This window comes from Microbacterium sp. (assembly GCF_048259935.1).
GTDB lineage: Bacteria > Actinomycetota > Actinomycetes > Actinomycetales > Microbacteriaceae > Microbacterium.
This window is the reverse complement of the sequence record NZ_JBLXHF010000002.1, coordinates 202,892-225,465: the sequence shown is the minus strand read 5'-3', so window position 1 is coordinate 225,465 and position 22,574 is coordinate 202,892. Positions and strand designations below refer to the sequence as shown.

At 66.7% G+C, this 22,574-nt stretch carries 16 protein-coding genes; 13 read left to right on the top strand and 3 right to left on the bottom strand.

Annotation, left to right across the window (positions count from 1 at the left end):
• Positions 1–2: 2 nt before the first annotated feature.
• Positions 3–848 carry an NAD-dependent epimerase/dehydratase family protein gene (locus ACN0RC_RS03935; protein WP_417509014.1) on the bottom strand — a complete coding sequence of 282 codons (846 nt, stop codon included), beginning with the start codon at positions 846–848 and terminating at the stop codon, positions 3–5.
• A 66-nt stretch (positions 849–914) separates the two neighbouring features.
• Here ACN0RC_RS03935 and ACN0RC_RS03930 point away from each other — a divergent pair, with 66 nt between their 5' ends.
• From ACN0RC_RS03930 to ACN0RC_RS03890, 9 genes are all read left to right on the top strand, one after another.
• A complete protein-coding gene (locus ACN0RC_RS03930; protein WP_417509632.1) occupies positions 915–1,940 on the top strand; it encodes a LacI family DNA-binding transcriptional regulator in 1,026 nt (341 codons plus the stop codon).
• A 40-nt stretch (positions 1,941–1,980) separates the two neighbouring features.
• Positions 1,981–2,688, top strand: coding sequence for an L-ribulose-5-phosphate 4-epimerase (locus ACN0RC_RS03925; protein WP_417509013.1), 708 nt, complete (start codon positions 1,981–1,983; stop codon positions 2,686–2,688).
• A 98-nt stretch (positions 2,689–2,786) separates the two neighbouring features.
• On the top strand, positions 2,787–4,352 hold the full coding sequence (locus ACN0RC_RS03920) for a xylulokinase (RefSeq protein ID WP_417509630.1): 1,566 nt from the start codon (positions 2,787–2,789) through the stop codon (positions 4,350–4,352).
• Positions 4,353–4,448: 96 nt separating this feature from the next.
• On the top strand, positions 4,449–5,972 hold the full coding sequence (araA, locus tag ACN0RC_RS03915; protein WP_417509011.1) for an L-arabinose isomerase: 1,524 nt from the start codon (positions 4,449–4,451) through the stop codon (positions 5,970–5,972).
• Positions 5,972–6,949, top strand: a complete 978-nt coding sequence (locus ACN0RC_RS03910; protein ID WP_417509009.1) for an aldose 1-epimerase family protein — start codon at positions 5,972–5,974, stop codon at positions 6,947–6,949. Before araA ends, ACN0RC_RS03910 begins: the two co-directional genes overlap by 1 nt.
• A 261-nt stretch (positions 6,950–7,210) precedes the next feature.
• Positions 7,211–8,713 (top strand): CoA-acylating methylmalonate-semialdehyde dehydrogenase, encoded by a 1,503-nt coding sequence (locus ACN0RC_RS03905; protein WP_417509007.1) that lies wholly within the window; start codon positions 7,211–7,213, stop codon positions 8,711–8,713.
• A gap of 9 nt (positions 8,714–8,722) precedes the next feature.
• Complete coding sequence (locus tag ACN0RC_RS03900; RefSeq protein ID WP_417509005.1) at positions 8,723–9,910, top strand: acyl-CoA dehydrogenase family protein; 1,188 nt, start codon at positions 8,723–8,725, stop codon at positions 9,908–9,910.
• The gene (gene mmsB / locus ACN0RC_RS03895; protein ID WP_417509003.1) at positions 9,907–10,794 is read left to right on the top strand and encodes a 3-hydroxyisobutyrate dehydrogenase; all 888 of its coding nucleotides are present in this window, start codon (positions 9,907–9,909) and stop codon (positions 10,792–10,794) included. The genes ACN0RC_RS03900 and mmsB overlap by 4 nt, the downstream gene beginning before the upstream one ends.
• 50 nt (positions 10,795–10,844) lie before the next feature.
• Positions 10,845–11,621 (top strand): enoyl-CoA hydratase-related protein, encoded by a 777-nt coding sequence (locus ACN0RC_RS03890; RefSeq protein ID WP_417509001.1) that lies wholly within the window; start codon positions 10,845–10,847, stop codon positions 11,619–11,621.
• Positions 11,622–11,661: 40 nt separating this feature from the next.
• Here the strand turns inward: ACN0RC_RS03890 and ACN0RC_RS03885 are convergent, their stop codons facing one another.
• Together ACN0RC_RS03885 and ACN0RC_RS03880 are read right to left on the bottom strand one after the other, a co-directional pair.
• Positions 11,662–12,111: an SRPBCC family protein gene (locus tag ACN0RC_RS03885; RefSeq protein ID WP_417508999.1), complete on the bottom strand. Its 450-nt coding sequence runs from the start codon at positions 12,109–12,111 to the stop codon at positions 11,662–11,664.
• A 13-nt stretch (positions 12,112–12,124) separates the two neighbouring features.
• On the bottom strand, positions 12,125–12,661 hold the full coding sequence (locus tag ACN0RC_RS03880) for a MarR family winged helix-turn-helix transcriptional regulator (protein ID WP_417508997.1): 537 nt from the start codon (positions 12,659–12,661) through the stop codon (positions 12,125–12,127).
• A 218-nt stretch (positions 12,662–12,879) separates the two neighbouring features.
• Here ACN0RC_RS03880 and pulA point away from each other — a divergent pair, with 218 nt between their 5' ends.
• The 4 genes from pulA to ACN0RC_RS03860 all read left to right on the top strand — a co-directional run bounded on the left by pulA (position 12,880) and on the right by ACN0RC_RS03860 (position 22,574).
• Positions 12,880–19,020, top strand: a complete 6,141-nt coding sequence (gene pulA / locus ACN0RC_RS03875; protein ID WP_417508995.1) for a pullulanase-type alpha-1,6-glucosidase — start codon at positions 12,880–12,882, stop codon at positions 19,018–19,020.
• Positions 19,021–19,171: 151 nt separating this feature from the next.
• On the top strand, positions 19,172–19,948 hold the full coding sequence (locus tag ACN0RC_RS03870) for an electron transfer flavoprotein subunit beta/FixA family protein (protein WP_417508993.1): 777 nt from the start codon (positions 19,172–19,174) through the stop codon (positions 19,946–19,948).
• Positions 19,949–19,950: 2 nt separating this feature from the next.
• Entirely contained in the window at positions 19,951–20,922 is a 972-nt protein-coding gene (locus ACN0RC_RS03865; protein WP_417508991.1) for an electron transfer flavoprotein subunit alpha/FixB family protein, read from the top strand.
• A 2-nt stretch (positions 20,923–20,924) separates the two neighbouring features.
• Entirely contained in the window at positions 20,925–22,574 is a 1,650-nt protein-coding gene (locus tag ACN0RC_RS03860; protein WP_417508989.1) for a cytochrome b/b6 domain-containing protein, read from the top strand.

Sequence of the window (22,574 nt, the reverse complement as noted above, 5' to 3'; positions counted from 1 at the left end):
CGTCACACGTGGTCGCGCCAGGAGTGCTGCGGGTCGAAACCGAGGATCCGTCGCGCCTTCGCGATCGACAGCAGCGTCTCGTTCGGGCCTACCTCGCGCATGAGTGGAACGTCGGGGAAGACCTCGGCGATCAGCTCGGCGTTCGGCCGCGACATCACGGTATCGGCGGCCGCGATGATGAACTGGTCGAACCCCGGTGCGGCGCTCTCGAGTGCGCGCTGTACAGCTTGGGCGCCGTCGCGTGCGTCGATGTAGCCCCAGAGGTTCCACTTGCGCTGCAGGGCGTCGTCATCGAAGGAGGGGAAGGCCGCATAGTCCTCGGGGTTCATGACGTTGGAGAAGCGCAGCGCGGTGATCGAAAGATCTGGATGCCAGCGTACGAGCTCGGTCGCCAGGTGCTCCTCGAGCGTCTTCACGAGCGAATAGACCGATTCGGGGCGGGCCGGGTATTCCTCGTCGACCGGAATGTAGGGCGGCAGGACGTCGAACGGGAGCCCCAGCACCGTCTCGCTCGACGCGTAGACGATGCGCCGGATGCCGAGGCGCACCGCTGCCCAGAAGACGTTGAACGTGGCCGGCATGTTGTTGTGGAACGTGGCGACGTCGCTGCGGATGCCGGGCGCGGGGATCGCGCCGAGATGCACGACCGCGTCGACGCCGTCGTGCTGGTCGCCGACCGCGGTGAAAGCATCCACGACCTGGCCGTAATCGGTCAGATCCACCTGGACGAACCCGGGCCCGCGCACGCCGGCGAGGTCCATGCCGATGACCCCGTGGCCGCCCGCACGGAGTTCCCTCGCGACGACAGTTCCGAGCTTGCCCGATGATCCGGTGAGAGCGATGCGCATGTCACCAGAGTGGCACGGACGCGGGCGGAGCGGCTCGTTCGGCATACACTCGTCGGCGTGAGCGACATGATCAGCGACCCGCGGCGCACCGTCGGCGTGCGCGACGTCGCCGCGGTCGCCGGAGTCTCGAGGCAGACGGTCTCCCGCGTGCTCAACGAGCATCCGGAGGTCGCGCCGGAGACCCGCGAGCGGGTACTCGCGGCGATGTCCGACCTCGGCTACCGCATGAACAACGCGGCACGCGCGCTCGGCACCAGGCGCACGCGGACGATCGGTGTGGTGGCATCCGATGCCCTGCAGTACGGACCGTCCCGCAGTATCGCCGCGATCGAGGCATCCGCGCGCTCGGCCGGTTACTGGGTATCCGCAGCGTTCGCCGACTCCGGCGACGCGAACTCGGTGCGCTCGGCCGTCGCGCATCTGCAGGCCCAGGCGGTGGACGGGCTCATCGTATTCGCCCCGCACGCGCACGCACTCGACGTCCTCGACGGGATCGACGTGGGGGTGCCCGTAGCCGTGCTGCACGCGGGAGGGCGAGGCGAGAGCGGGCTGTCCGTCGATCAGGTCGACGGTGCACGGCTGGCGGTCAGCGCGCTCGTGGGCGCAGGGCACCGGCACATCGCCCATATCTCCGGACCCGAGGAGTGGATGGAGGCCAGTGCGCGCACCGCTGGTTTCGTCGCCGAGCTCACCGCACACGGACTGGATCCGGTCGCGATCATCAGCGGTGACTGGACGGCCGGGTCCGGGCATCGTGCCGCCGCCGCGATCGATGAATCCGGTGCGACCGCGGTATTCGTCAGCAACGATCAGATGGCGCTCGGACTCATCGGCGGCCTCCGGGAGCGGGGGGTGCAGGTGCCGGAAGACGTCAGCATCGTGGGCTTCGATGACACCCCGGATGCCGCGTTCTTCTGGCCGCCGCTGACCACAGTGCGCCAGGATTTCGAGGAGCTCGCTCGCCGCGCTGTCGCGGCGGTCACCGGCGAAGGCATCGTGCCGCGTGAACCGGTCGCGCCGGTGCTCATCGAGCGTGCGTCTATCCGTCCGCCGCGGCACCGGCGCGGCATTGCGCGCGGGAGCAACGCCTGACACAATTGCTGTGACCGGTCACAGTCGCGAGAGGACCTCAATGACGACCTTCCCTGAAGACGTTCAGCACGCAATCGACGCAGTGCGCGAAGACGTCGCACACCTGCACGGTGAACTCGTCCGGTACAACCTCATCGTCTGGACCGGTGGCAACGTCTCCGGGCGCGTGGCCGGCGCGGACCTGTTCGTCATCAAGCCGTCCGGCGTCAGCTACGACGACCTGGCTCCCGAGAACATGATCCTCTGCGACCTGGACGGCAACATCATCCCTGGAACCCCCGGCAGTGATCGCAGCCCGTCGAGCGACACCGCAGCCCACGCTTACGTCTACCGGAACATGCCCGAGGTCGGCGGTGTCGTGCACACCCACTCGACCTTCGCGGTCGCCTGGGCCGCACGGGGCGAAGAGATCCCCTGCGTCATCACTGCGATGGCCGACGAGTTCGGCGGGCCGATTCCCATCGGCCCCTTCGCGATCATCGGCGACGACTCGATCGGCCGCGGCGTCGTCGATACGCTCACCGGACACCGCTCTCGCGCAGTGCTCATGCAGAACCACGGACCCTTCACGATCGGCGCGAACGCGAAGGACGCCGTGAAGGCGGCCGTCATGGTCGAAGACGTGGCGCGCACCGTGCACTACGCCCGTGAGGCGGGCCCGCTGATCCCGATTCCGCAGGATGCGATCGACAGCCTGTACGACCGGTATCAGAACGTGTACGGCCAGAGCTCGGATGCTCGCCGGTGACCCTTCGACAGAGCTCAGGGACCGGGCGCGATGACTCAGGGACCGGGCGCGACGATGCAGGGACCGGGCGCGATGACGCAGGAACCGGGCGCGACGACATCGCCGAGGGCCGAACGAGCCTCGGAATCGAGTTCGGCTCGACCCGCATCAAAGCGTGCCTGATCGGGCCTGACGCCACCGAGGTGCTGGCCGTCGGCTCGTTCGCGTGGGAGAACAGCCTCGAGGACGGCGTCTGGACCTATGCGCTCGACGAGGTCTGGCACGGACTGCAGACGGCATTCGCCGATCTCGTCGCCGACGCCGAAGAGCGCCACGGCATCCGGCCCGAAACCTTCGGCGCCATCGGCATCTCGGCGATGATGCACGGTTACCTCGCTTTCGATGCGGCAGGCGATCTGCTCGTGCCCTTCCGCACCTGGCGCAACACCAGCACGGGACGAGCTGCGGAAGAGCTCTCTGAGCTGTTCGGCATGAACATCCCGCTGCGCTGGTCGATCGCGCACATTCACCAGGCCGCCATCGACGCCGAGATGCACGTTCCCCAGGTCGACTTCGTCACGACGCTGGCCGGATACGTGCACTGGAAGCTCACCGGAGAACGAGTGCTGGGCGTGGGAGATGCTTCTGGCGTGTTCCCGATCGACTCCGCCACCGGCGACTACGACCAGCGGATGGTCGACGCCTACGACGCTCTGATCGGTGACCGGCTTCCCGCACCGCTGAAGAACCTCCTCCCCGCCGTCCTTCCGGCCGGTACCGTCGCCGGGAACTTGACCGCTGAGGGTGCGGCCCTGCTGGATCCGAGTGGCGCGGTGCGCCGCGGCATCCCGCTGTGCCCGCCGGAAGGCGACGCCGGAACAGGCATGGTCGCGACGAACTCGGTGGCGCCGCGCACCGGAAACGTGAGCGCGGGCACCAGCATCTTCGCGATGGTCGTGCTCGAGGGGCCGCTCAGCAGCAGCCACCACGAGCTCGACCTCGTCACCACTCCCGCCGGTGACGCGGTCGCGATGGTGCACTGCAACAACGGTGCGAGCGAACTGGCCGCCTGGGCCGGGATGTTCGCGCGCTTCGCCGCCGCAGCGGGCAACCCGCTCGACGACGACGCTGTGTTCGACGTGCTCTTCCGGGAGGCGCTCGCAGGCGACGCGGATGCCGGGGGGCTCCTCGCTTACAACCACCTCGCCGGAGAGCCGATCGCAGGCCTCACCGAGGGGCGGCCGCTGTTCGTGCGCACCCCGGACAGCTCGTTCACTCTCGCCAATGCGATGCGCGCTCAGCTGTACGGCGTGTTCGGCACGCTCGCCCTCGGCATGCAGGTGCTTGAGGGCGAGGGCGTGCAGATCGACCGGATGTTCGCGCACGGTGGCATGTTCCGCACCGCTGGCGTCGCACAGCGCTTCCTCGCCGGAGCGCTCAACGCGCCCGTCGCCGTCGGCGAACTCGCCGCAGAGGGCGGAGCATGGGGGATCGCCGTCCTGGCCTCGTACCTCGCTCATTCCGCAGAGAGTGACCTCGGCGGCTATCTCGAGGATCAGGTGTTCGCCGCGGCATCCCTCGCCACAGTCGATCCCGATCCCGCTGACGTTGCCGGCTTCACGACCTTCCTCGACCGCTACCGCGGCGGCCTCGCCATCGAGGCCGCCGCCGTCACCGCCCTCTGACCACATCCACGAACCAGCAAAACCACGCCGAAACAGCAGCGAGCCGACGCAGTCTCGGCGTGGTTTTGCTGGTTCGTGAAGCACAAGGAGATACACATGACACGTACACCGCTGAAGACGAGCCTCGACGAGTACGAGGTCTGGTTCCTCACCGGCAGCCAGCACCTCTACGGACCCGAGACTCTCGCTCAGGTCGCCGACCAGTCCCGTGCGATCGCCGAGGCCCTGGACGCGGCATCCGAGGTTCCCGTGAAGATCGTCTGGAAGCCGGTGCTCACCGACACAGCCAGCATCAAGCGCACGGTCCTCGAGGCGAATGCCGACGACCGCGTGATCGGCCTCGTGTGCTGGATGCACACCTTCAGCCCGGCCAAGATGTGGATCACAGGGCTCGACGCCCTGCAGAAGCCGCTCGCGCATCTGCACACCCAGGCGAACGTCGAGCTCCCATGGGCTGACATCGACTTCGACTTCATGAACCTGAACCAGGCTGCCCACGGCGACCGCGAGTTCGGTTACATCCAGACGCGTCTCGGCGTGCCGCGCAAGACGATCGTCGGTCACGCCAGCGACCCGCGCGTGCGTCAGGATCTCGGCACCTGGCAGCGCGCGGCAGCAGGACTTGCCGCATCCCGCTCGCTCAAACTCGCCCGGTTCGGCGACAACATGCGCTTCGTCGCCGTCACCGAGGGCGACAAGACCGAGGCCGAGCTGCGCTTCGGCGTGCAGGTCAACACGTGGGGCGTGAATGACCTGGCGGATGCTGTCGCCGCTGCATCCTCGTCCGACATCGACGCTCTCGTCGCTGAGTACGAGGAGCTCTACGAAGTCACCCCGGAACTGCGCAAGGGCGGGGACCGGCACCAGTCGCTGCGCGACGGGGCGGCGATCGAGATCGGTCTGCGCTCGTTCCTCGAAGAGGGCGGCTTCGGCGCCTTCACGACGTCGTTCGAAGACCTGGGATCACTGAAGCAGCTGCCGGGCCTGGCAGTACAGCGCCTCATGGCCGAGGGCTACGGCTTCGGTGCCGAGGGCGACTGGAAGACCGCCGTGCTCGTGCGCATCGCCAACGTGATGGGTGCGGGCCTCCCCGGAGGCGCGAGCCTGATGGAGGACTACACCTACGACATGACCCCCGGCGACGAGCTGATCCTCGGGGCGCACATGCTCGAGGTGTCGCCGTCGCTGAGCACGGCGAAGCCGACGCTCGAGGTGCACCCGCTCGGCATCGGCGGCAAGGAGGACCCGGTGCGCCTGGTCTTCACCGCCGACCCTGGCCCTGCCATCGTCGTCGCGCTGAGCGACATGCGCGACCGGTTCCGTCTCACGGCGAACGTGGTCGAGAACGTCGAGCCGCGGGCATCGCTGCCCAAGCTTCCGGTCGGCCGCGCCGTCTGGAAGCCGCAGCCCGACTTCCACACCAGCGCTGCGGCGTGGCTGACGGCGGGCGCTGCCCACCACACCGTCATGTCGACCGCCGTGGGTCTGGAGGCCTTCCGCGACTTCGCCGAGATGGCCGAGGTCGAGCTGCTCGTCATCGACGACGAGACCGCGCTGCCCGAGTTCCAGAAGCAGGTGCGCTGGAACCAGGCGTACTACCGCCTGGCGCAGGGGCTCTGATGGCCCCGATTGCTGACGCTTCGACAGGCTCAGCGGTCGAAGCATCCGGACGCCAGCTCACGCTCGTCGGCCACGGGTACGAGGCGGCGATCGCCAGTGTGGGCGCCTCTTTGCGGATGCTTCGGCACGTCGCCCCCGGACAGCCTGGCCGCGACCTCATCGTGCCGTTCGACGCCGATGAGGTGCGTCCGGCGTATCGTGGTGCGACGCTCGCCCCGTGGCCGAACCGCGTCGTCGACGGCAGCTACTCGTTCGGCGGTGCGGAGCATCAGCTCGCACTCACCGAACCCTCACGGGGGCACGCGCTGCACGGACTGCTGGCGTGGACCGAGTTCGCTGACCGCGTCGTCGAGGACGACCGGGTGGTACTCGCAGCCACGATCGAACCGCAGCTCGGCTACCCGTTCCGCGTCGAGGTCGAGGTCGAATACCGCCTCGATTCAGACGGTCTGAATCAGACCGTGAGCGCGAGAAACCTCGGGGCGGATGCTGCGCCATGGGGAACCGGTCCGCATCCGTATCTGGTGGGTGGCCCTGCGACAGGCTCAGGGGCCGGCCGAGTCGACGAGTGGACGCTCACGCTCCCGGCATCCGAAGTGCTCACGGTCACGCCCGACCGGCTGAGTCCTGTCGCGGTCGAGTCCGTCGACCAGCATCCGGAATGGGATTTCCGCGAGCCGCGGAAGATCGGCGACGTCTTCATCGACCACGCCTTCACCGACCTCGCAGCCAAGGACGGTGTGACCGAGGTGCGCGTGGTGGGTTCCGATGGCCACGGCGTCGCCATGACCTGGGATGAACGCTGCCCCTGGGTGCAGGTGCACACGGCAGATCTGCCGGATGCGGCGAAGAGCCGGATCGGCCTTGCCGTCGAACCCATGACCTGCCCACCGGATGCTTTCAACTCCGGAGTCGATCTCATCGTGCTCGAACCGGGCGCAGAGGCGGCGGCCGCTTGGCGGTTCACCGCGATCTGATCGCCTGACTGAAAAGATCCCCGCCGACCCGATTCGGTGGGGATCTTCTCATTTCGGGAGCTGTGCTCACCGTGGCGCGGAAATTTTCTGACTACCCGATCCGGTCTGAGGTCTTCCGCGCATAAGCAGTTGTACGTGCTGAAAGTTGCCGGACGGTGAACGCGCGTCGAACGTCAGATTTACAAGGGTGTCCTAGCAAATCTCCGGAGTGCAGAGTAATCTGGACATCGTGCCAATGAGGGCACGAAGGGACATCACAAAATGATTCGTAATATCTCTCATTTCGTTGGCGGATCGCTCCTCACCCCGGATGCCGGACGTTTCAGCGATGTGTTCGATCCGAGCACGGGCGCCGTTCAGGCCCGCGTGCCGCTGGCAACTGCTGCCGAAGTCGAAGCTGTCATCGCGAACGCCGAGGCCGCGCAACCCGCATGGGCGGCGACCAATCCGCAGAAGCGCGCCCGAGTGCTGATGCGCTTCGTCGATCTCGTGAACCGCGACATGGTTGAGCTCGCGAGGCTCCTTTCCAGCGAACACGGCAAGACTTTCGACGATGCCAAGGGTGATGTGCAGCGCGGGCTCGAAGTCATCGAGTTCTGCATCGGCGCACCGCACCTGCTCAAGGGCGAGTACTCCACCGGCGCCGGCAGCGGCATCGACGTCTACTCGATGCGCCAGCCGCTCGGTGTCGTGGCGGGCATCACGCCATTCAACTTCCCCGCGATGATCCCGCTGTGGAAGATCGGTCCGGCGATCGCAGCGGGCAACGCCTTCGTACTCAAGCCCAGCGAACGCGATCCCTCTGTTCCTGTCCGGCTCGCCGAACTGTTCGTCGAGGCGGGGCTGCCCGCGGGCATCCTCAATGTCGTCCACGGCGACAAAGAAGCCGTCGACGCTCTGCTTACCGATGACCGGATCAAGGCCGTCGGCTTCGTGGGCTCCACGCCCATCGCCGAGTACATCTATACGACGGCGATCGCGCACGGCAAGCGCGCGCAGTGCTTCGGCGGGGCCAAGAACCACATGGTCGTCATGCCCGATGCTGACCTCGATCAGGTTGCCGACGCGCTGATCGGCGCGGGCTACGGCTCGGCGGGCGAGCGCTGCATGGCGATCTCGGTTGCGGTTCCCGTCGGCGAAGAGACCGCCGATGCGCTCGCCGCGAAGCTCACCGAACGCGTCGCGCAGCTCAGGGTCGGCCCAGCGCTCGCGGACGGCTTCGACTACGGGCCCCTCGTCAGCGCCGCGGCGGTCGAGCGGGTCAGCGACTATATCCAGCAGGGTGTGGATGCCGGCGCGACGCTTCTCGCCGACGGCCGGGGCTTCTCGGTCGAAGGCCATGAAGGGGGCTTCTACCTCGGCCCGACCCTGTTCGACCATGTCACCTGCGACATGTCGATCTACCGCGAAGAGGTCTTCGGGCCGGTGCTCGTCATCGCCCGCGCTGCGGATTACGAAGAGGCCCTGGCGATGGCATCCGATCATGAGTTCGGCAACGGTGTTGCCATCTTCACCCGTGACGGCGACGCGGCCCGTGACTTCACCGCGCGGGTGAATGTCGGGATGGTCGGCGTCAATGTGCCGATCCCCGTGCCGATCGCGTACTTCACGTTCGGCGGCTGGAAGAAGTCGGGATTCGGTGACCTCAACCAGCACGGCACCGATGCGTTCCGCTTCTACACGAAGACCAAGACAGTGACCAGCCGCTGGCCGGCGCACGGGGTGCGCGAGGGTGTCAGCTTCGTCATCCCGACCATGCACTAGGAGGCCGACATGACCATGACATCGACTTTCACCACGGCAGAAGAGCGCGAAGCGATCTTGGGCGCCGTCCGCGACTACGCCGAAACCGAACTCGCACCTTTCGCGATCGAGCGCGACGAGCAGCACCTTTTCCCCAGGGAGGCGCTGCATCGCGGCGGCGAACTCGGACTCGGCGGCATCTACGTGCGCGAGGAGTCTGGAGGGACGGGACTCAGCCGCAGCGACACCGTCGCGATCTTCGAGGAGCTCGCCAAAGCCGACCCGACGATCGCGTCGTACATCTCAATCCACAACATGGTCGCCTGGATGATCGACAGCTACGGCGATGACGCGCAGCGGAGCGAGTGGCTCCCGAAGCTGGCGGTCATGAGCGAGTTCGGCAGCTACTGCCTGACCGAGCCAGGGGCCGGATCCGACGCGGCCGCGATCACCACCAGTGCGGTCCGTGAGGGCGACGAGTATGTGCTCACCGGCGTCAAGCAGTTCATCTCGGGTGCGGGCGAATCGGGCATCTACGTCGTGATGGCCAGGACCGGAGCCGCCGACTCGGGGGCTCGTGGTATCAGCGCCTTCCTCGTTCCGGCAGAAGCGGAGGGCCTCAGCTTCGGTGCGCTCGAGAAGAAGATGGGCTGGCGCGCTCAGCCCACCCGTCAGGTCATCTTCGATGGGGTTCGGGTTCCGGCATCCGCCATGCTCGGCGACGAGGGCAAGGGCTTCGCGATCGCGATGTCGGCGCTCAACGGCGGCCGTCTCAACATCGCCGCCTGTTCGCTCGGCGGTGCGCAGTGGGCACTCGACCGTGCCGTGGAGTATGTGCACGAGCGCGTCGCCTTCGGCGAGCCGCTCGCCGAGAAGCAGTCGATTCTGTTCACGATCGCCGACATGCGCACAGATCTGCACGCGGCGCGGCTGATGGTGCAAGACGGCGCGCTCGCCGTGGACGAGCAGGCGCCGGATGCCGCAATGCGCTGTGCGATGGCCAAGCGCTTCGCGACGGATGCGGGATTCGACGTCGCCAACCGCGCCCTTCAGCTGCACGGCGGTTATGGCTACCTTCAGGACTACGGAATCGAGAAGGTCGTGCGCGACCTGCGTGTGCACCAGATCCTCGAAGGGACCAACGAGATCATGCGTCTGATCGTCGGCCGCGAGATGCTGCGACCGGCGGGATCCGCATCGATGAGGAGCACATCATGACCCGAATCGCGTTTCTGGGCCTCGGGCACATGGGCCTGCCGATGGCGGTGAACCTGACGAAGGCCGGGCACGAGGTGCACGGCTTCGATCTGATGCCCGCGGCAGTCGAGGCGGCCAGCGCCGCCGGCATCCCGATCACCGACAGCGGTGCGGATGCCGCGAAAGACGCGGATGTCGTGATCACGATGTTCCCGGCCGGAAAGCACGTTCTCGACGCCTACGAGGGCGGGCTGCTCGCGGCCGCCGCCCCGGGGACGCTGTTCATCGAATCGTCGACGATCGCCGTGGACGAAGCGCAGGCCGCGCATGCGCTGGCCATCGCCGCAGGGCATAGGAGTGTGGATGCTCCGGTCTCGGGCGGAGTCGTCGGGGCGGAGAACGGCACCCTAGCGTTCATGGTCGGCGGGTCGGATGACGACTTCGCGGCGGCGCTGCCGCTGCTCGAAGCGATGGGCAAGCGGATCGTGCACTGCGGTGGTCCAGGGCTCGGGCAGGCGGCGAAGGTCTGCAACAACATGATCCTGGCGGTGTCGCAGATCGCGGTCGGTGAGGCATTCGTGCTGGGGGAGCGGCTGGGGCTTTCGCACGAAGCACTGTTCGATGTGGTCTCGCAGGCGTCCGGGCAGTGCTGGTCGATCACGGCGAACTGTCCGGTTCCCGGCCCCGTGCCGACGAGCCCGGCCAATCGCGATTATCAGCCGGGATTCGCCGGCGCCCTGATGGCCAAGGACCTCGGGCTCGCGCTGCAGGCGATCGAGCAGACCTCCACTGACGCCAAGATGGGGCGGCTCGCGCAAGAGCTCTATGCGGCTTTCGCGGCCGGCGAGGGGGCAAGACGCGACTTCTCCGGCATCATCACCGATATCCGCGACGGACGAGTGTGACGCACCTTGGCCTCAGGCAGACTGAACGCACACTTACCGAGAGGATTCCGATGACCGAGTACGAGACGATCCTGGTCGAGCAGCGCGGACGGGTGGGGTGGATCACCCTGAACAGACCGCAGGCACTCAACGCTCTCAACTCGCAGGTGGCTGAAGAAGTGACCGCCGCCGCGGTCGCCTTCGACAACGACGAAGGCATCGGCGCCATCGTCGTCACCGGCTCGGAGAAGGCATTCGCCGCGGGAGCTGACATCAAAGAGATGGCAGGGATGTCGGCATCCGACATGCTCGCCACCGACCACTTCGGTGGGTGGGCCGATTTCGCGGCGGTGTGCACACCGGTGATCGCCGCAGTATCCGGCTTCGCGCTCGGCGGTGGGTGCGAGCTGGCGATGATGTGCGACGTCATCCTCGCGGCAGACACCGCCAAGTTCGGCCAGCCCGAGATCAACCTCGGCGTGATCCCCGGCATGGGCGGCACGCAGCGACTCATCCGCGCCGTCGGCTATTACAAAGCCGCCGAGCTCATCCTGTCGGGACGCATGATGGGTGCGGAAGAAGCAGAGCGCGCAGGTCTCGTGTCGCGGGTGGTGCCGGCAGCCGACCTTCAGGGCGAAGCGACGACGCTCGCCGAGACGATCGCGTCCAAGTCGCTCCCCAGCATCTACGCGGCCAAGGCCGCGTTGGACGCTGCGATGGAGACGACGCTCGCCGAAGGACTCGCGCACGAGAAGCAGGCGTTCGCCGCACTCTTCGACACCGAAGACCAGAAAGAGGGCATGGCAGCGTTCCGAGAGAAGCGCGCACCGAACTTCACGAACCGCTGAGGCTCAGCAGCGCACGTCGGCCACGATCAGGCGACGCACGTCAGGGCTGGAGCGAAACGGCAATAACCTCGTTGCGCTCGGCGATCAGTCGCCGCAGGTACTCGCGCATGAAGAGCCGGTCCACGAGCGCGCCGATGGGCCCGAATGGCGAGCGGAAGGTGATGGTGTCGCGCATGAGCGTGCCATCGGGATGCTCGAGAAACACATGCTCGTGATGGAAGGCGCCGAACGGCCCCTTGATCTGCCGGTCGCAGAAGCGATGCGGCTCGTCGATGTCGAAGATCACGATTGTCAGATGGAACGGGATGCCGAAGTGCCGCGCTCGCCACGTCACGGTTGAGCCCTCGGTGAATGATCCTCCCGCGGGGCCCTTGACCATCGTTTCGCCATAGCGGGCCATTGATTCGACGTGCAGCTCGGGATCGAGGGATGCTGCGAACACTGCTGCTGGGGCTGCGGAGATCACGCGTTCGAGGACGAACTCCGCCATCAGAATTCCGTCATCAGAGCGGGTCCGGCTGAGGGCGCGGCTCGGTGAAGTCGCCGGCATCCCGGCGCAGCCGCGCGACGATTCCGACGAGGCCTGCGGTGTCTTCGCTGCTCATCCCCGGTGCGCTGAAGACCTGACTGTTGAGTGCAGCCGTTGCACGCTCGACGAGATCGCGCCCCGTCTCAGTGAGTACGAGCATCGCCGCACGGCCGTCGTGCGGATGCGGTTCGCGCACGATCAGCGCGTCGCGCACCAGACGCTCTGCCGTGCTCGTCACCGTCGTGGCGTGCACCTGCAGTCGGGCGACCACGCTGGACAGCGGCAGGCTTCCGGATCGGCTGAAAGCGAGCAGTCGCAGCATCTCGTATCGCGCGAAAGAGAGTCCGAAGGGCTTCAGCGCAGCATCCACCCTGGCGAGGAGAAGCTGCTGCGCCCGCATGACAGAGATGACCGCGGTCATGCCGTCGGCGGCATCCGTCCAGCCATGCGCGATCCACTGCCGCTTCGCTTCGGCGAGCGGATCGATCGGGAGCGGACGGGGACGGGCCACGGACTCTACGGTATCGGTGCTCGGCCTGTCGGCGCCGAATCCTTCGAACGCCCTGCGATGTAAGCGCTTGCACTTATCTATCCGCATTGGCCGATGGTTCCACAACATATCAACTGGAAGCGCTTGCAGTCTCGCGCGGAACCCTGGTAGCTTCGCACGTACAGCACCCGAGCACCCGAGCACGTTGTCGTGCCTCCTCACCCCCTCACGGAGCATTCGTGTCGAAGAAGACCGCCCAGCGTCGCGCCGCACTCCTGGTCGCAACCACACTCCTCGCCTCTGGCTTCTCTGCCGTCGGCCTCACTGCAGCATCCGCCGCTGACCGCACGGTCGCGCTCGTCGGTGACTTGCAGGCAGCCGTGGGCTGTGCGGCCGATTGGGCCCCAGACTGCGCCGAGAGCGAGTTGCCGCTCACCGCGACCGAGGGCGTCTACAGCGCCGCCTTCGAGGTGCCGGCCGGCACCTACCAGTACAAGGTTGCGCTCAACGACAGCTGGGACGAGGCCTACGGCCTCGACGGCGGAGACGGCAACATCCCGCTCACCGTCGACGGGCCCTCTACGTTGCGGTTCACCTTCGACGACAACCTCAAGCGCGTCGGCGTCGAGGTCGAGAGCCTGCGCTCGACCTACACCGAAGACGATGACGCTCTCGTGGCGGCTCCCGTACGACAGGCCGGCGACGGCGAGCAGTTCTACTTCGTGATGACCGACCGCTTCGCCAACGGTGACACCTCCAACGACACCGGTGGCCTCACCGGCGATCGCCTGGTCACCGGCTTCGATCCCACCGACAAGGGGTTCTACCAGGGCGGCGACATCGCGGGACTCCGCCAGCAGCTCGACTACATCGAGGGTCTCGGCACCTCGGCGATCTGGCTCACCCCGAGCTTCGCGAACAAGCCCGTCCAGGGCGAAGGTGCGAATGTCTCCGCCGGTTACCACGGCTACTGGATCACCGACTTCACGCAGATCGACCCGCACCTCGGAACGAACGCCGAGCTCGAGGCGCTCATCGCCGAAGCGCATGACCGCGGCATCAAGGTCTACTTCGACATCATCACCAACCACACCGCCGATGTCATCGACTACGCAGAATCGTCGTACTCGTACATCGATCAGGCGACCAGCCCGTACCAGGACGCCGACGGCAACGTCTTCGATCCCGCCGACTTCGCCGATGGTACGACGCCGTTCCCGGCTCTCGACCCGGCCAGCAGCTTCCCGTACACGCCCGTCGTGTCCGAGGACGTCAAGATCCCCGAATGGCTGAACGACCCGACGCTTTACCACAACCGCGGCAACTCGACCTGGTCGGGCGAGTCGGTCACCTTCGGTGACTTCGACGGCCTCGACGACCTGATGACCGAGCACCCCACGGTCGTGAACGGCTTCGTCGAGGTGTACGAGCAGTGGATCGACCTCGGCATCGACGGCTTCCGCATCGACACGGTCAAGCACGTGAACTTCGAGTTCTGGGAGCAGTGGACCACGCAGGTGCTCGACTACGCTCACGACCTCGGCAAGGACGACTTCTTCATGTTCGGCGAGGTCTACGACGCCGACCCGGTCAAGCTCTCGCCCTACGTGCGCAACACCGACATGAACTCGGTGCTCGACTTCACCTTCCAGTCCTCCGCGGTGGGTTACGCCGGCGGAAACTCCGCAAAGGGCCTGCAGTCACTGTTCGCCGGTGACGACTATTACACGACCGCCGCGTCCTCTTCGACGGCTCTGCCCACCTTCCTCGGCAACCACGACATGGGCCGGGTCGGGTCCTTCCTCGGCGGCACGGATGCTCCGCTCGAGCGCGACCAGCTCGCGCATGACCTGATGTTCCTGACCCGCGGCCAGCCGGTCATCTACTACGGAGACGAGCAGGGCTTCGCTGGCCCCGGCGGTGACAAGGACGCCCGTCAGACGCTCTTCGCCACGCAGGTCGCCGAGTACGCCGAGCAGAACCTCATCACCGGCGAGTACGCCGGATCCGTCGACCGCTTCGGCACGGATGCCCCGCTGTACGCCCACATCGCTGAGCTGTCCGCGCTGCGCGACGCGCACCCCGCGCTCGTCGACGGGGCGCAGATCGAGCGCTATGCGGCCGATGGCGCAGGCGTGTACGCGTTCTCGCGCGTCGGCCTCGATGAGAAGACCGAGTACCTGGTCGCCGTCAACAATGCGGCATCCGACCAGACTGTCGAGCTCACCACGCTCACCGCAGATGCGGGCTACGACGTGGTCTACGGCGACGCCGCGACGATCGCGACGGATGCCGGTGCAGCAACGACGATCACCGTTCCGGCGCTCTCGGCGATCGTCTGGAAGGCAGACGCTGCAGTGACCGCGCCCGACGAGGCGGCCCCTGTGACCGTCACCGCCCCCGCCGCGGGCGCCGGACTCTCCGGACAGGCGGCCGTGCAGGCCGACACCGCCGACCAGTGGCTGCAGACAAGCTTCTCCTGGCGCGTCGTCGGCTCAGACGAATGGCACGCACTGGGCACGGCTGAAGACACCACCCCGCGCGTCTTCCATGACCTGGGCGGTCTGGCCGATGGCACACTCATCGAATACCGTGCCGTGACCACGGATGCCGCGGGCAACCACGCCGCAGCCTCCACCTACGCCTCCGTCGGAAACGCTGTCACGCTGACCGAGGCGGAGGAGCCCACCTCTACGATCGACTCGGTCGTGATCGCCGGAAGCCTCGACTCCGAGATCGGCTGCGCCGGCGACTGGGACCCCGCCTGCGAGAAGGCGAAGCTGAGCCTGCGCGCTGACGGCGTGTGGGAGGGCACGTTCGACATCGAGGCCGGTGACTACGAGTACAAGGCCGCTATCAACGGCAGCTGGAGCATCAACTACGGCGCCAACGGCGTGGCCGATGGTGCGAACATCACGATCTCGCACTCGGGTGGTCCGATCACATTCTACTTCGACCCGCGTACGAACATCGTGCAGTCCACCGCTGAGGGCCCCATCGTGACCCTTCCCGGATCCCACCAGAGTGCGCTCGGATGCGCCGGCGACTGGGCTCCGGACTGCTTGGGCACGCTAATGGCCGATGGCGACCGTGACGGCGTCTACGAGTTCAGCACCGCAGACCTCCCCACCGGCGCGTACGCGCTGAAGGTCGCGCACGGGATGGGCTGGGACGAGAACTACGGCGTCGACGGTGTCTTCAACGGCGCGAACATCTCGTTCAGCGCCACCGAGGGTAAGGTGACCACCTTCCGCTACACCCTCGAGACGCACATCCTCGAGATCACCAGCGAAGACCCGCTGCTGCCGGGCGTCGGCGAGCAGCGCGCACACTGGATCGACGAAACGACGATCGCGTGGCCGTCGGCGCTGGGAACCCCGTCGAAGGCGGGCTATCTCCTCTACTCCTCGGCTGATGCCTCGCTCGCGATGGCCGACGGCGAGGTCTCCGGCGGCGATGCCATCGAGCTGACGGTCGACGGAACCCTGACCGAAGAGCAGCTCGCGCGCTTCCCCGCACTCGAGGGCTACTTCGCGCTGAAGCTCGAGGATGCAGATGCCGCCGCGCTGGTGCGCACGCAGCTCGCGGTCGGTCAGCTCGCCGTCGACGGCGCGCTCACCGCGTACACCGGGGTGCAGATTCCGGGAGTGCTCGATGACCTCTACGCATCCGCAGTGGATGGTGTGGACCTCGGCGTGACGTTCTCGGGCAACGAGCCGACGTTCCGGCTGTGGGCGCCCACGGCGCAGTCCGTGACGCTCCTCACCTGGGAGTCCGGTTCGGAGAGCGACCCGGTTCGTCACGAGGCCGAGTGGGATGCGGCCGTCGGCGTCTGGCAGGTCGAGGGCAAGAAGAAGCTCAAGGATGCCGAGTTCCTCTGGGAGGTCGTCGTCTATGCCCCGAGCACGGGAGAGATCGAGACGAACACGGTCACGGATCCGATCTCGGTCGCACTGACACTGAACTCTGAGCGCTCCGTCGCCGTCGACCTCGACGACAAGGAGTGGCAGCCCAAGCTGTGGCGCAAGGCTGAAGCCCCGGCTGTCGAGCGTGAGGTCGATCGTGCGATCTACGAGTTGCACATTCGCGACTTCTCGATCTCGGACGAGACCGTGGACGAAGATCTGCGCGGCACCTACCTCGCTTTCGGCGAGGAGAGCGCGGGCACCGATCAGCTGCGGCAGATCGCAGAAGCGGGCATCAACACGGTGCACCTGCTGCCGTCGTTCGATATCGCGACGATCGAAGAAGACCGGGCGGCTCAGGCCACCCCGGACTGCGACCTCGCATCGTTCGCTGCGGACTCCGACCAGCAGCAGGCCTGCATTCAGGCGATCGCTGACGCAGACGGCTTCAACTGGGGCTACGACCCGTACCACTTCTCGACACCAGAGGGCTCCTACGCTGTCGACGCCGTTGGCGGCGCGCGCACCAGTGAGTTCCGCACGATGGTCGGCTCGCTCCACAACCTCGGCCTGCAGGTCGTGCTCGACCAGGTGTTCAACCACACCGCAGCATCCGGTCAGGGCGAGACCTCGGTTCTCGACCAGGTGGTTCCCGGCTATTACCACCGTCTCAACGCGGCTGGTGCGGTCGAGACCTCCACCTGCTGCCAGAACGTGGCAACGGAGCACCTGGTGGCGCAGAAGCTCATGGTCGACTCCGTCGTCACGTGGGCTCGCGACTACAAGGTCGATGGCTTCCGCTTCGACCTGATGGGACACCACTCCACCACCAACATGCAGGCTGTGCGGGATGGGCTGGACGAGTTGACTCTCGACGAGGACGGCATCGACGGCAAGGCGGTCTTCCTCTACGGCGAAGGCTGGAACTTCGGTGAGGTGGCAGACAATGCCCTGTTCGAGCAGGCTTCGCAGGGGCAGCTCGGAGGCACCGGCATCGCGACGTTCAACGACCGACTGCGCGACGCCGTGCACGGCGGCAGCCCGGTCGACGGTGCTTCTACCTACCAGCAGGGCTTCGGCACGGGACTGGGCACCGATTCCAACGGCACCGATTCCAACGGCACGCCTGAAGAGGCGCTCGCCGAGCTCGGGCACCAGACCGACCTGGTCAAGCTCGGACTCGTCGGCAACCTGCGCGACTACTCGTTCATCACCAGTGATGGCGCGCTGACCGCGGGAGAAGACATCGACTATCGCGGGGCTCGCGCCGGCTACGCCGATGAGCCGGGTGAAGTCATCAACTACGTCGACGCGCACGACAACGAGACGTTGTATGACCTCTCGGTTTTCAAGCTCCCCGTCGACACGACGATGGCAGATCGCGTGCGCATGAACACGCTCTCACTCGCCACCGTCACGCTGTCTCAGTCGCCGACGTTCTGGCACGCGGGTACGGAGCTGCTGCGCTCGAAGTCCTTGGACCGCAACAGCTACAACTCCGGTGACTGGTTCAACCGCATCGACTGGACCGGCCAGGAGTCGACCTTCGGCTCCGGCCTCCCGGCAGCGGCGGACAACGAGGGCAAGTGGTCGATCATGGCCCCGCTGCTCGCGAACCCCGCACTGAAGCCGGCTCCTGCCGACATCGCTGCGGCCGAAGCATCCGCTCTGGATCTACTGCGCGTGCGCAACGAGGTCGGGCTGCTGCAGCTGGGATCTGCCGACCTCATCGAGCAGAAGGTCAGCTTCCCCGGGAGCGGAGTGGACGCCACCCCGGGTGTCATCGTGATGCACATCGACGACCTCGTCGGCGCGGATGCTGATCCTGCGCTCGAGGCAGCACTTGTGGTGTTCAACGCATCTCCGGATGCCGTGACGCAGACGATCGAGACGCTCGCCGGCCGTGACTTCGCGCTGACGGCGGCGCAGGCGGACGGTGCGGATGCGGTGGTCAAGGCCACCGCGTGGGACGCCGCCACCGGAACCGTGACGGTGCCGGCACGTTCGGTCGCCGTGCTCGTGGACGCGCAGGGCGAAGGCCCCGGCGGCGGTGGCGGAGACGACAACGGTGGCGATGACCAGGCGTGGGCGAAGATGTCGCTGTCGGCTGACCGCGTCGAGCAGGGGGGTACGATCACGGTCTCGGTGACCGGCCTCGAGCCCGGTCAGCAGATCGCCGCGACGCTGCACAGCGACCCGCTCGTGATCTCGGGAATCCCCGCGGCGGATGCCTCGGGCACGGTTCGCTTCGATGTGAGCATTCCCGCGGACTTCGCGCTCGGCGCACACACGCTCGTGGTCACATCGGGATCGCACGATCCCATCTCGGCCTCGCTGACAGTGGTCCGCTCGGGTGAACTGGCCACCACGGGCGCTCAAGCTCCATGGGGTGCGGCGCTCCTGGCAGTGCTGCTCCTGGTAGCTGGCGGCCTGTTCTACGTCACGCGCAGAAGGGGAGTGCTCACCGAACGCTGATCGGTCATCGCGCTCCGGCGCCACCTCAGGCAATAGTGCCGTATGTATACATTGTGGATAGATCTGAACCTCTACGTTGGTGTAAAACCCAACTGATTCGTGACACTGTCCACAGTGTAGATAGACTCGATCTTGTCGTGAGGAGCATTCGATGAAGATCTTCGTCCTTGTCAAAGAGGTGCCTGACACCTATGGCGATCGCAAACTGAATCTCGAGACCGGACTGGCAGATCGTGCCGCCGGTGACGTGGTTCTCGACGAGATCGCCGAGCGCGCTCTCGAGGTGGCGCTCTCGTATGCCGACAAGGCTGGTGACGTCGAGGTGGTTGCCCTCTCGATGGCTCCCGAGACGTCGACGGCATCGATCCGTCGGGCGCTCGCGATCGGTGCGGCTTCGGCTGTGCACGTGGCAGATGAGCAGCTCGCCGGTGCTGACCTGGGGCTGACCGCCGAGGTGCTGGCTGCAGCGATTCGCCGTGGCGAGCCGGATCTGGTGATCACCGGCAACCTCTCGACAGACGGCTCGGGCGGCATGATCCCGGCGATGCTCGCCGAACACCTCGGCTACGCGCAGGCGACGGCGCTGAGTGCTCTGGAGATCACCGCTGATGGTGTTGCTGGCACGCGCGCCGCTGATGACGGATCACAACCCGTCTCGGTGTCGTTCCCCGCGGTGATCTCGATCACCGAGGCGCTTCCTGACGCGCGCTTCCCGAACTTCAAGGGCATCATGGCGGCCAAGAAGAAGCCGCTCGAGGTGCTCTCGCTGGCTGATCTCGGCGTCTCTGCCGATCCTGCCGCAGCCCCCCGCACGATCATGACGACTGTGTCCGAGAAGCCCCCGCGCGCGGCGGGCGTGAAGATCGCCGATGAGGGCGACGCCGGCGCGAAGCTGGTCGAGTTCCTCGTGCAGAACAGGCTGGTGTGACGATGAGCTACCCCGCAGATTCCATCCTCGTCCTCGTTGACGTGACTCCGACCGGCGATGCTGCCAGCTCGACGGCAGCACTGATCGGTGCGGCGGCGCAGATCGGCTCCCCGGTCGCGCTCGTTCCCGGCGGATCGAAGAGCGCTGTGGATGCCGCGGCCGCCGCGGGTGCCGGCGTCGTGCTGACGGCGGATGCTGACGCGGAAGCGCTCACGGTCCCGCTCGTCGATGCGCTGCAGGCCGCGTACCAGAAGGTGAAGCCGGACGCGGTCCTCGTCTCGAACTCGATCGCGGGTCGTGACGTCGCTGGTCGTTTCGCCGTGCGCGAGAAGCTCGCCCTCTCGGTCGACGCGGTCGGCGTCGTCCGCGACGATGAGGGTGTCATCGCGCATCACTCTGTATACGGTGGCGCGTTCCTCACCGACTCTGCGCCCACGTTCGGCGCACCGGTCATCACCGTCCGCCAGGGCGCGGTGGATGAGCGGGCTGAGGCTGTCGCCTCTCCTGCGGTTGAAGCTCTCGAAGTCGCCGCATCGGGGGCGGCCGCGGCAAAGGCCGGGGCCATCGAGGTTGTCGAGGTCGAGTCCTCTCGCCCAGAGCTGCGCGGTGCCACCAAGGTCGTCGCAGGTGGTCGCGGTCTCGGCTCGAAGGAGCAGTTCGTGCTCGTAGAGCAACTCGCCGACGCGCTGGGTGCTGCTATCGGTGCGTCACGTGCCGCTGTCGACGCGGGTTACATCCCCTACGCTCATCAGGTCGGTCAGACCGGTGTCTCGGTCTCGCCTCAGCTGTATGTCGCGGTGGGGATCTCGGGTGCGATCCAGCACCGTGCGGGCATGCAGACCGCGAAGAACATCGTCGCGATCAACAAGGATGCTGACGCGCCGATCTTCGACGTCGCCGACTTCGGCATCGTCGGTGACCTGTTCACGATCGTGCCGCAGGTCGTCGAGGCTCTCGACGCACGGAAGAAGTAGCCATGGGCGCCCTTCGACAGGCTCAGGGACCGATGCTCAGGCGAGGCCTGCCGCGCGTGGCCGGCGGTGACCCCTGGCCACCTGCGGGCGAGGTCGAGGGGGCGGATGCTGCTTCGGCCGCTGAGCCTGAGCCCGCCTCGGTCGCTGAGCCTGTCGAAGCGTCCGCGCCAGCGGTTTCGGCCGCTGAGCCCGCTTCGGTCGCTGAGCCTGTCGAAGCGTCCCACGCGACCTCGGGAACTGGCGCGACCTTGCGCCGCGGCCTGCCGCGCACGCCCGGCGGCGAGCCCTGGCCTCCTGCGGGTGAGGTCGAGGGGGCGACTGCGGCCTCGGTCGCTGAGCCCGCTTCGGTCGCTGAGCCTGTCGAAGCGTCCTACGCGACCGAAGTGGCAGCGAGCCCTTCGACGAGCTCAGGGATCGGCACGATGCTGCGCCGCGGCCTCCCGCGCACGCCGGGCGGCGAGCCCTGGCCTCCGGCTGGCGCGGCCGCTGTCGTCTCGATCGAGTCCGTCGACCCTTCGACAGGCTCAGGGACCGGTTCGACAGGCTCAGGGACCGGTTCGACAGGCTCAGGCGTCGACTCTGAGGCTCTCGATCTCATCGAAGCACCCGACATCCCGCCGTCCGCTGCCGTCTCGACGATCGACGTGAGCACACCGTTGCCGTTCCCGCGCACGGTCTTCCCCGGCAAGTACGCGTTCGTCCCGCAGGCTCCCGCACCGGAGCCGAAGCGGTACGGCCCGTTCACGAAGGGCCAGTGGGCCGGCACCGTGATCGTCGGCGGCATCGCGCTGCTGGGCGCTGCGGCGATGGCCGTGCTGTTCGTGCGCTGGCTGTTGAGCCTGTCGGGCATGCAGGACTTCCTCACCACCTACCCGGGCGAGTACCACCTGCCAGAAGGGGCGCCGATCGGGTTCCCTGCCTGGCTGGGCTGGCAGCACTTCTTCAACGTGTTCCTGATGGTGCTGATCATCCGGTCCGGGCTTCGGATCCGTAACGAAAAGCGCCCGACAGCGTTCTGGACGCCACGGAATAACCCGAAGGGCAAGGTCAGCCTGACGATCTGGTTCCACCAGGCCCTCGATATTCTGTGGCTCGTCAATGGCGTCGTCTTCATCGTGCTGCTGTTCGTGACCGGTCAGTGGATGCGGGTGATCCCCACCAGCTGGGAGGTCATCCCCAACGCCTTCACCGCAGTGCTGCAGTACATCTCGCTGGACTGGCCGACCGAGAACGGCTGGGTCAACTACAACTCGATCCAGCAGATCGCGTACTTCGTGACGATCTTCATCGCAGCCCCTCTCGCCGCTGTCACCGGGTACCGGATGAGCGGCATGTGGCCCAAGAACGCCGAGCGGCTCAACAAGGCATACCCGATCGAGTGGGCGCGCGCGTTGCACTTCCCGGTGATGCTGTACTTCGTCGCGTTCATCGCCGTGCACGTGTTCCTCGTCTTCGCGACCGGTGCACTGCGCAACCTCAACCACATGTACGCAGCCCAGGGCTCGGTCGATCCGAACGCCTACGCTGACAACTGGACCGGGTTCTGGTTCCTCGTGGCATCCCTCGTCGTGATCGTCGCCGCCTGGGTCGCCGCCCGGCCCCTCGTACTCGCGCCGATCGCGAAGCTCTTCGGCACCGTCAGCAGTCGCTGA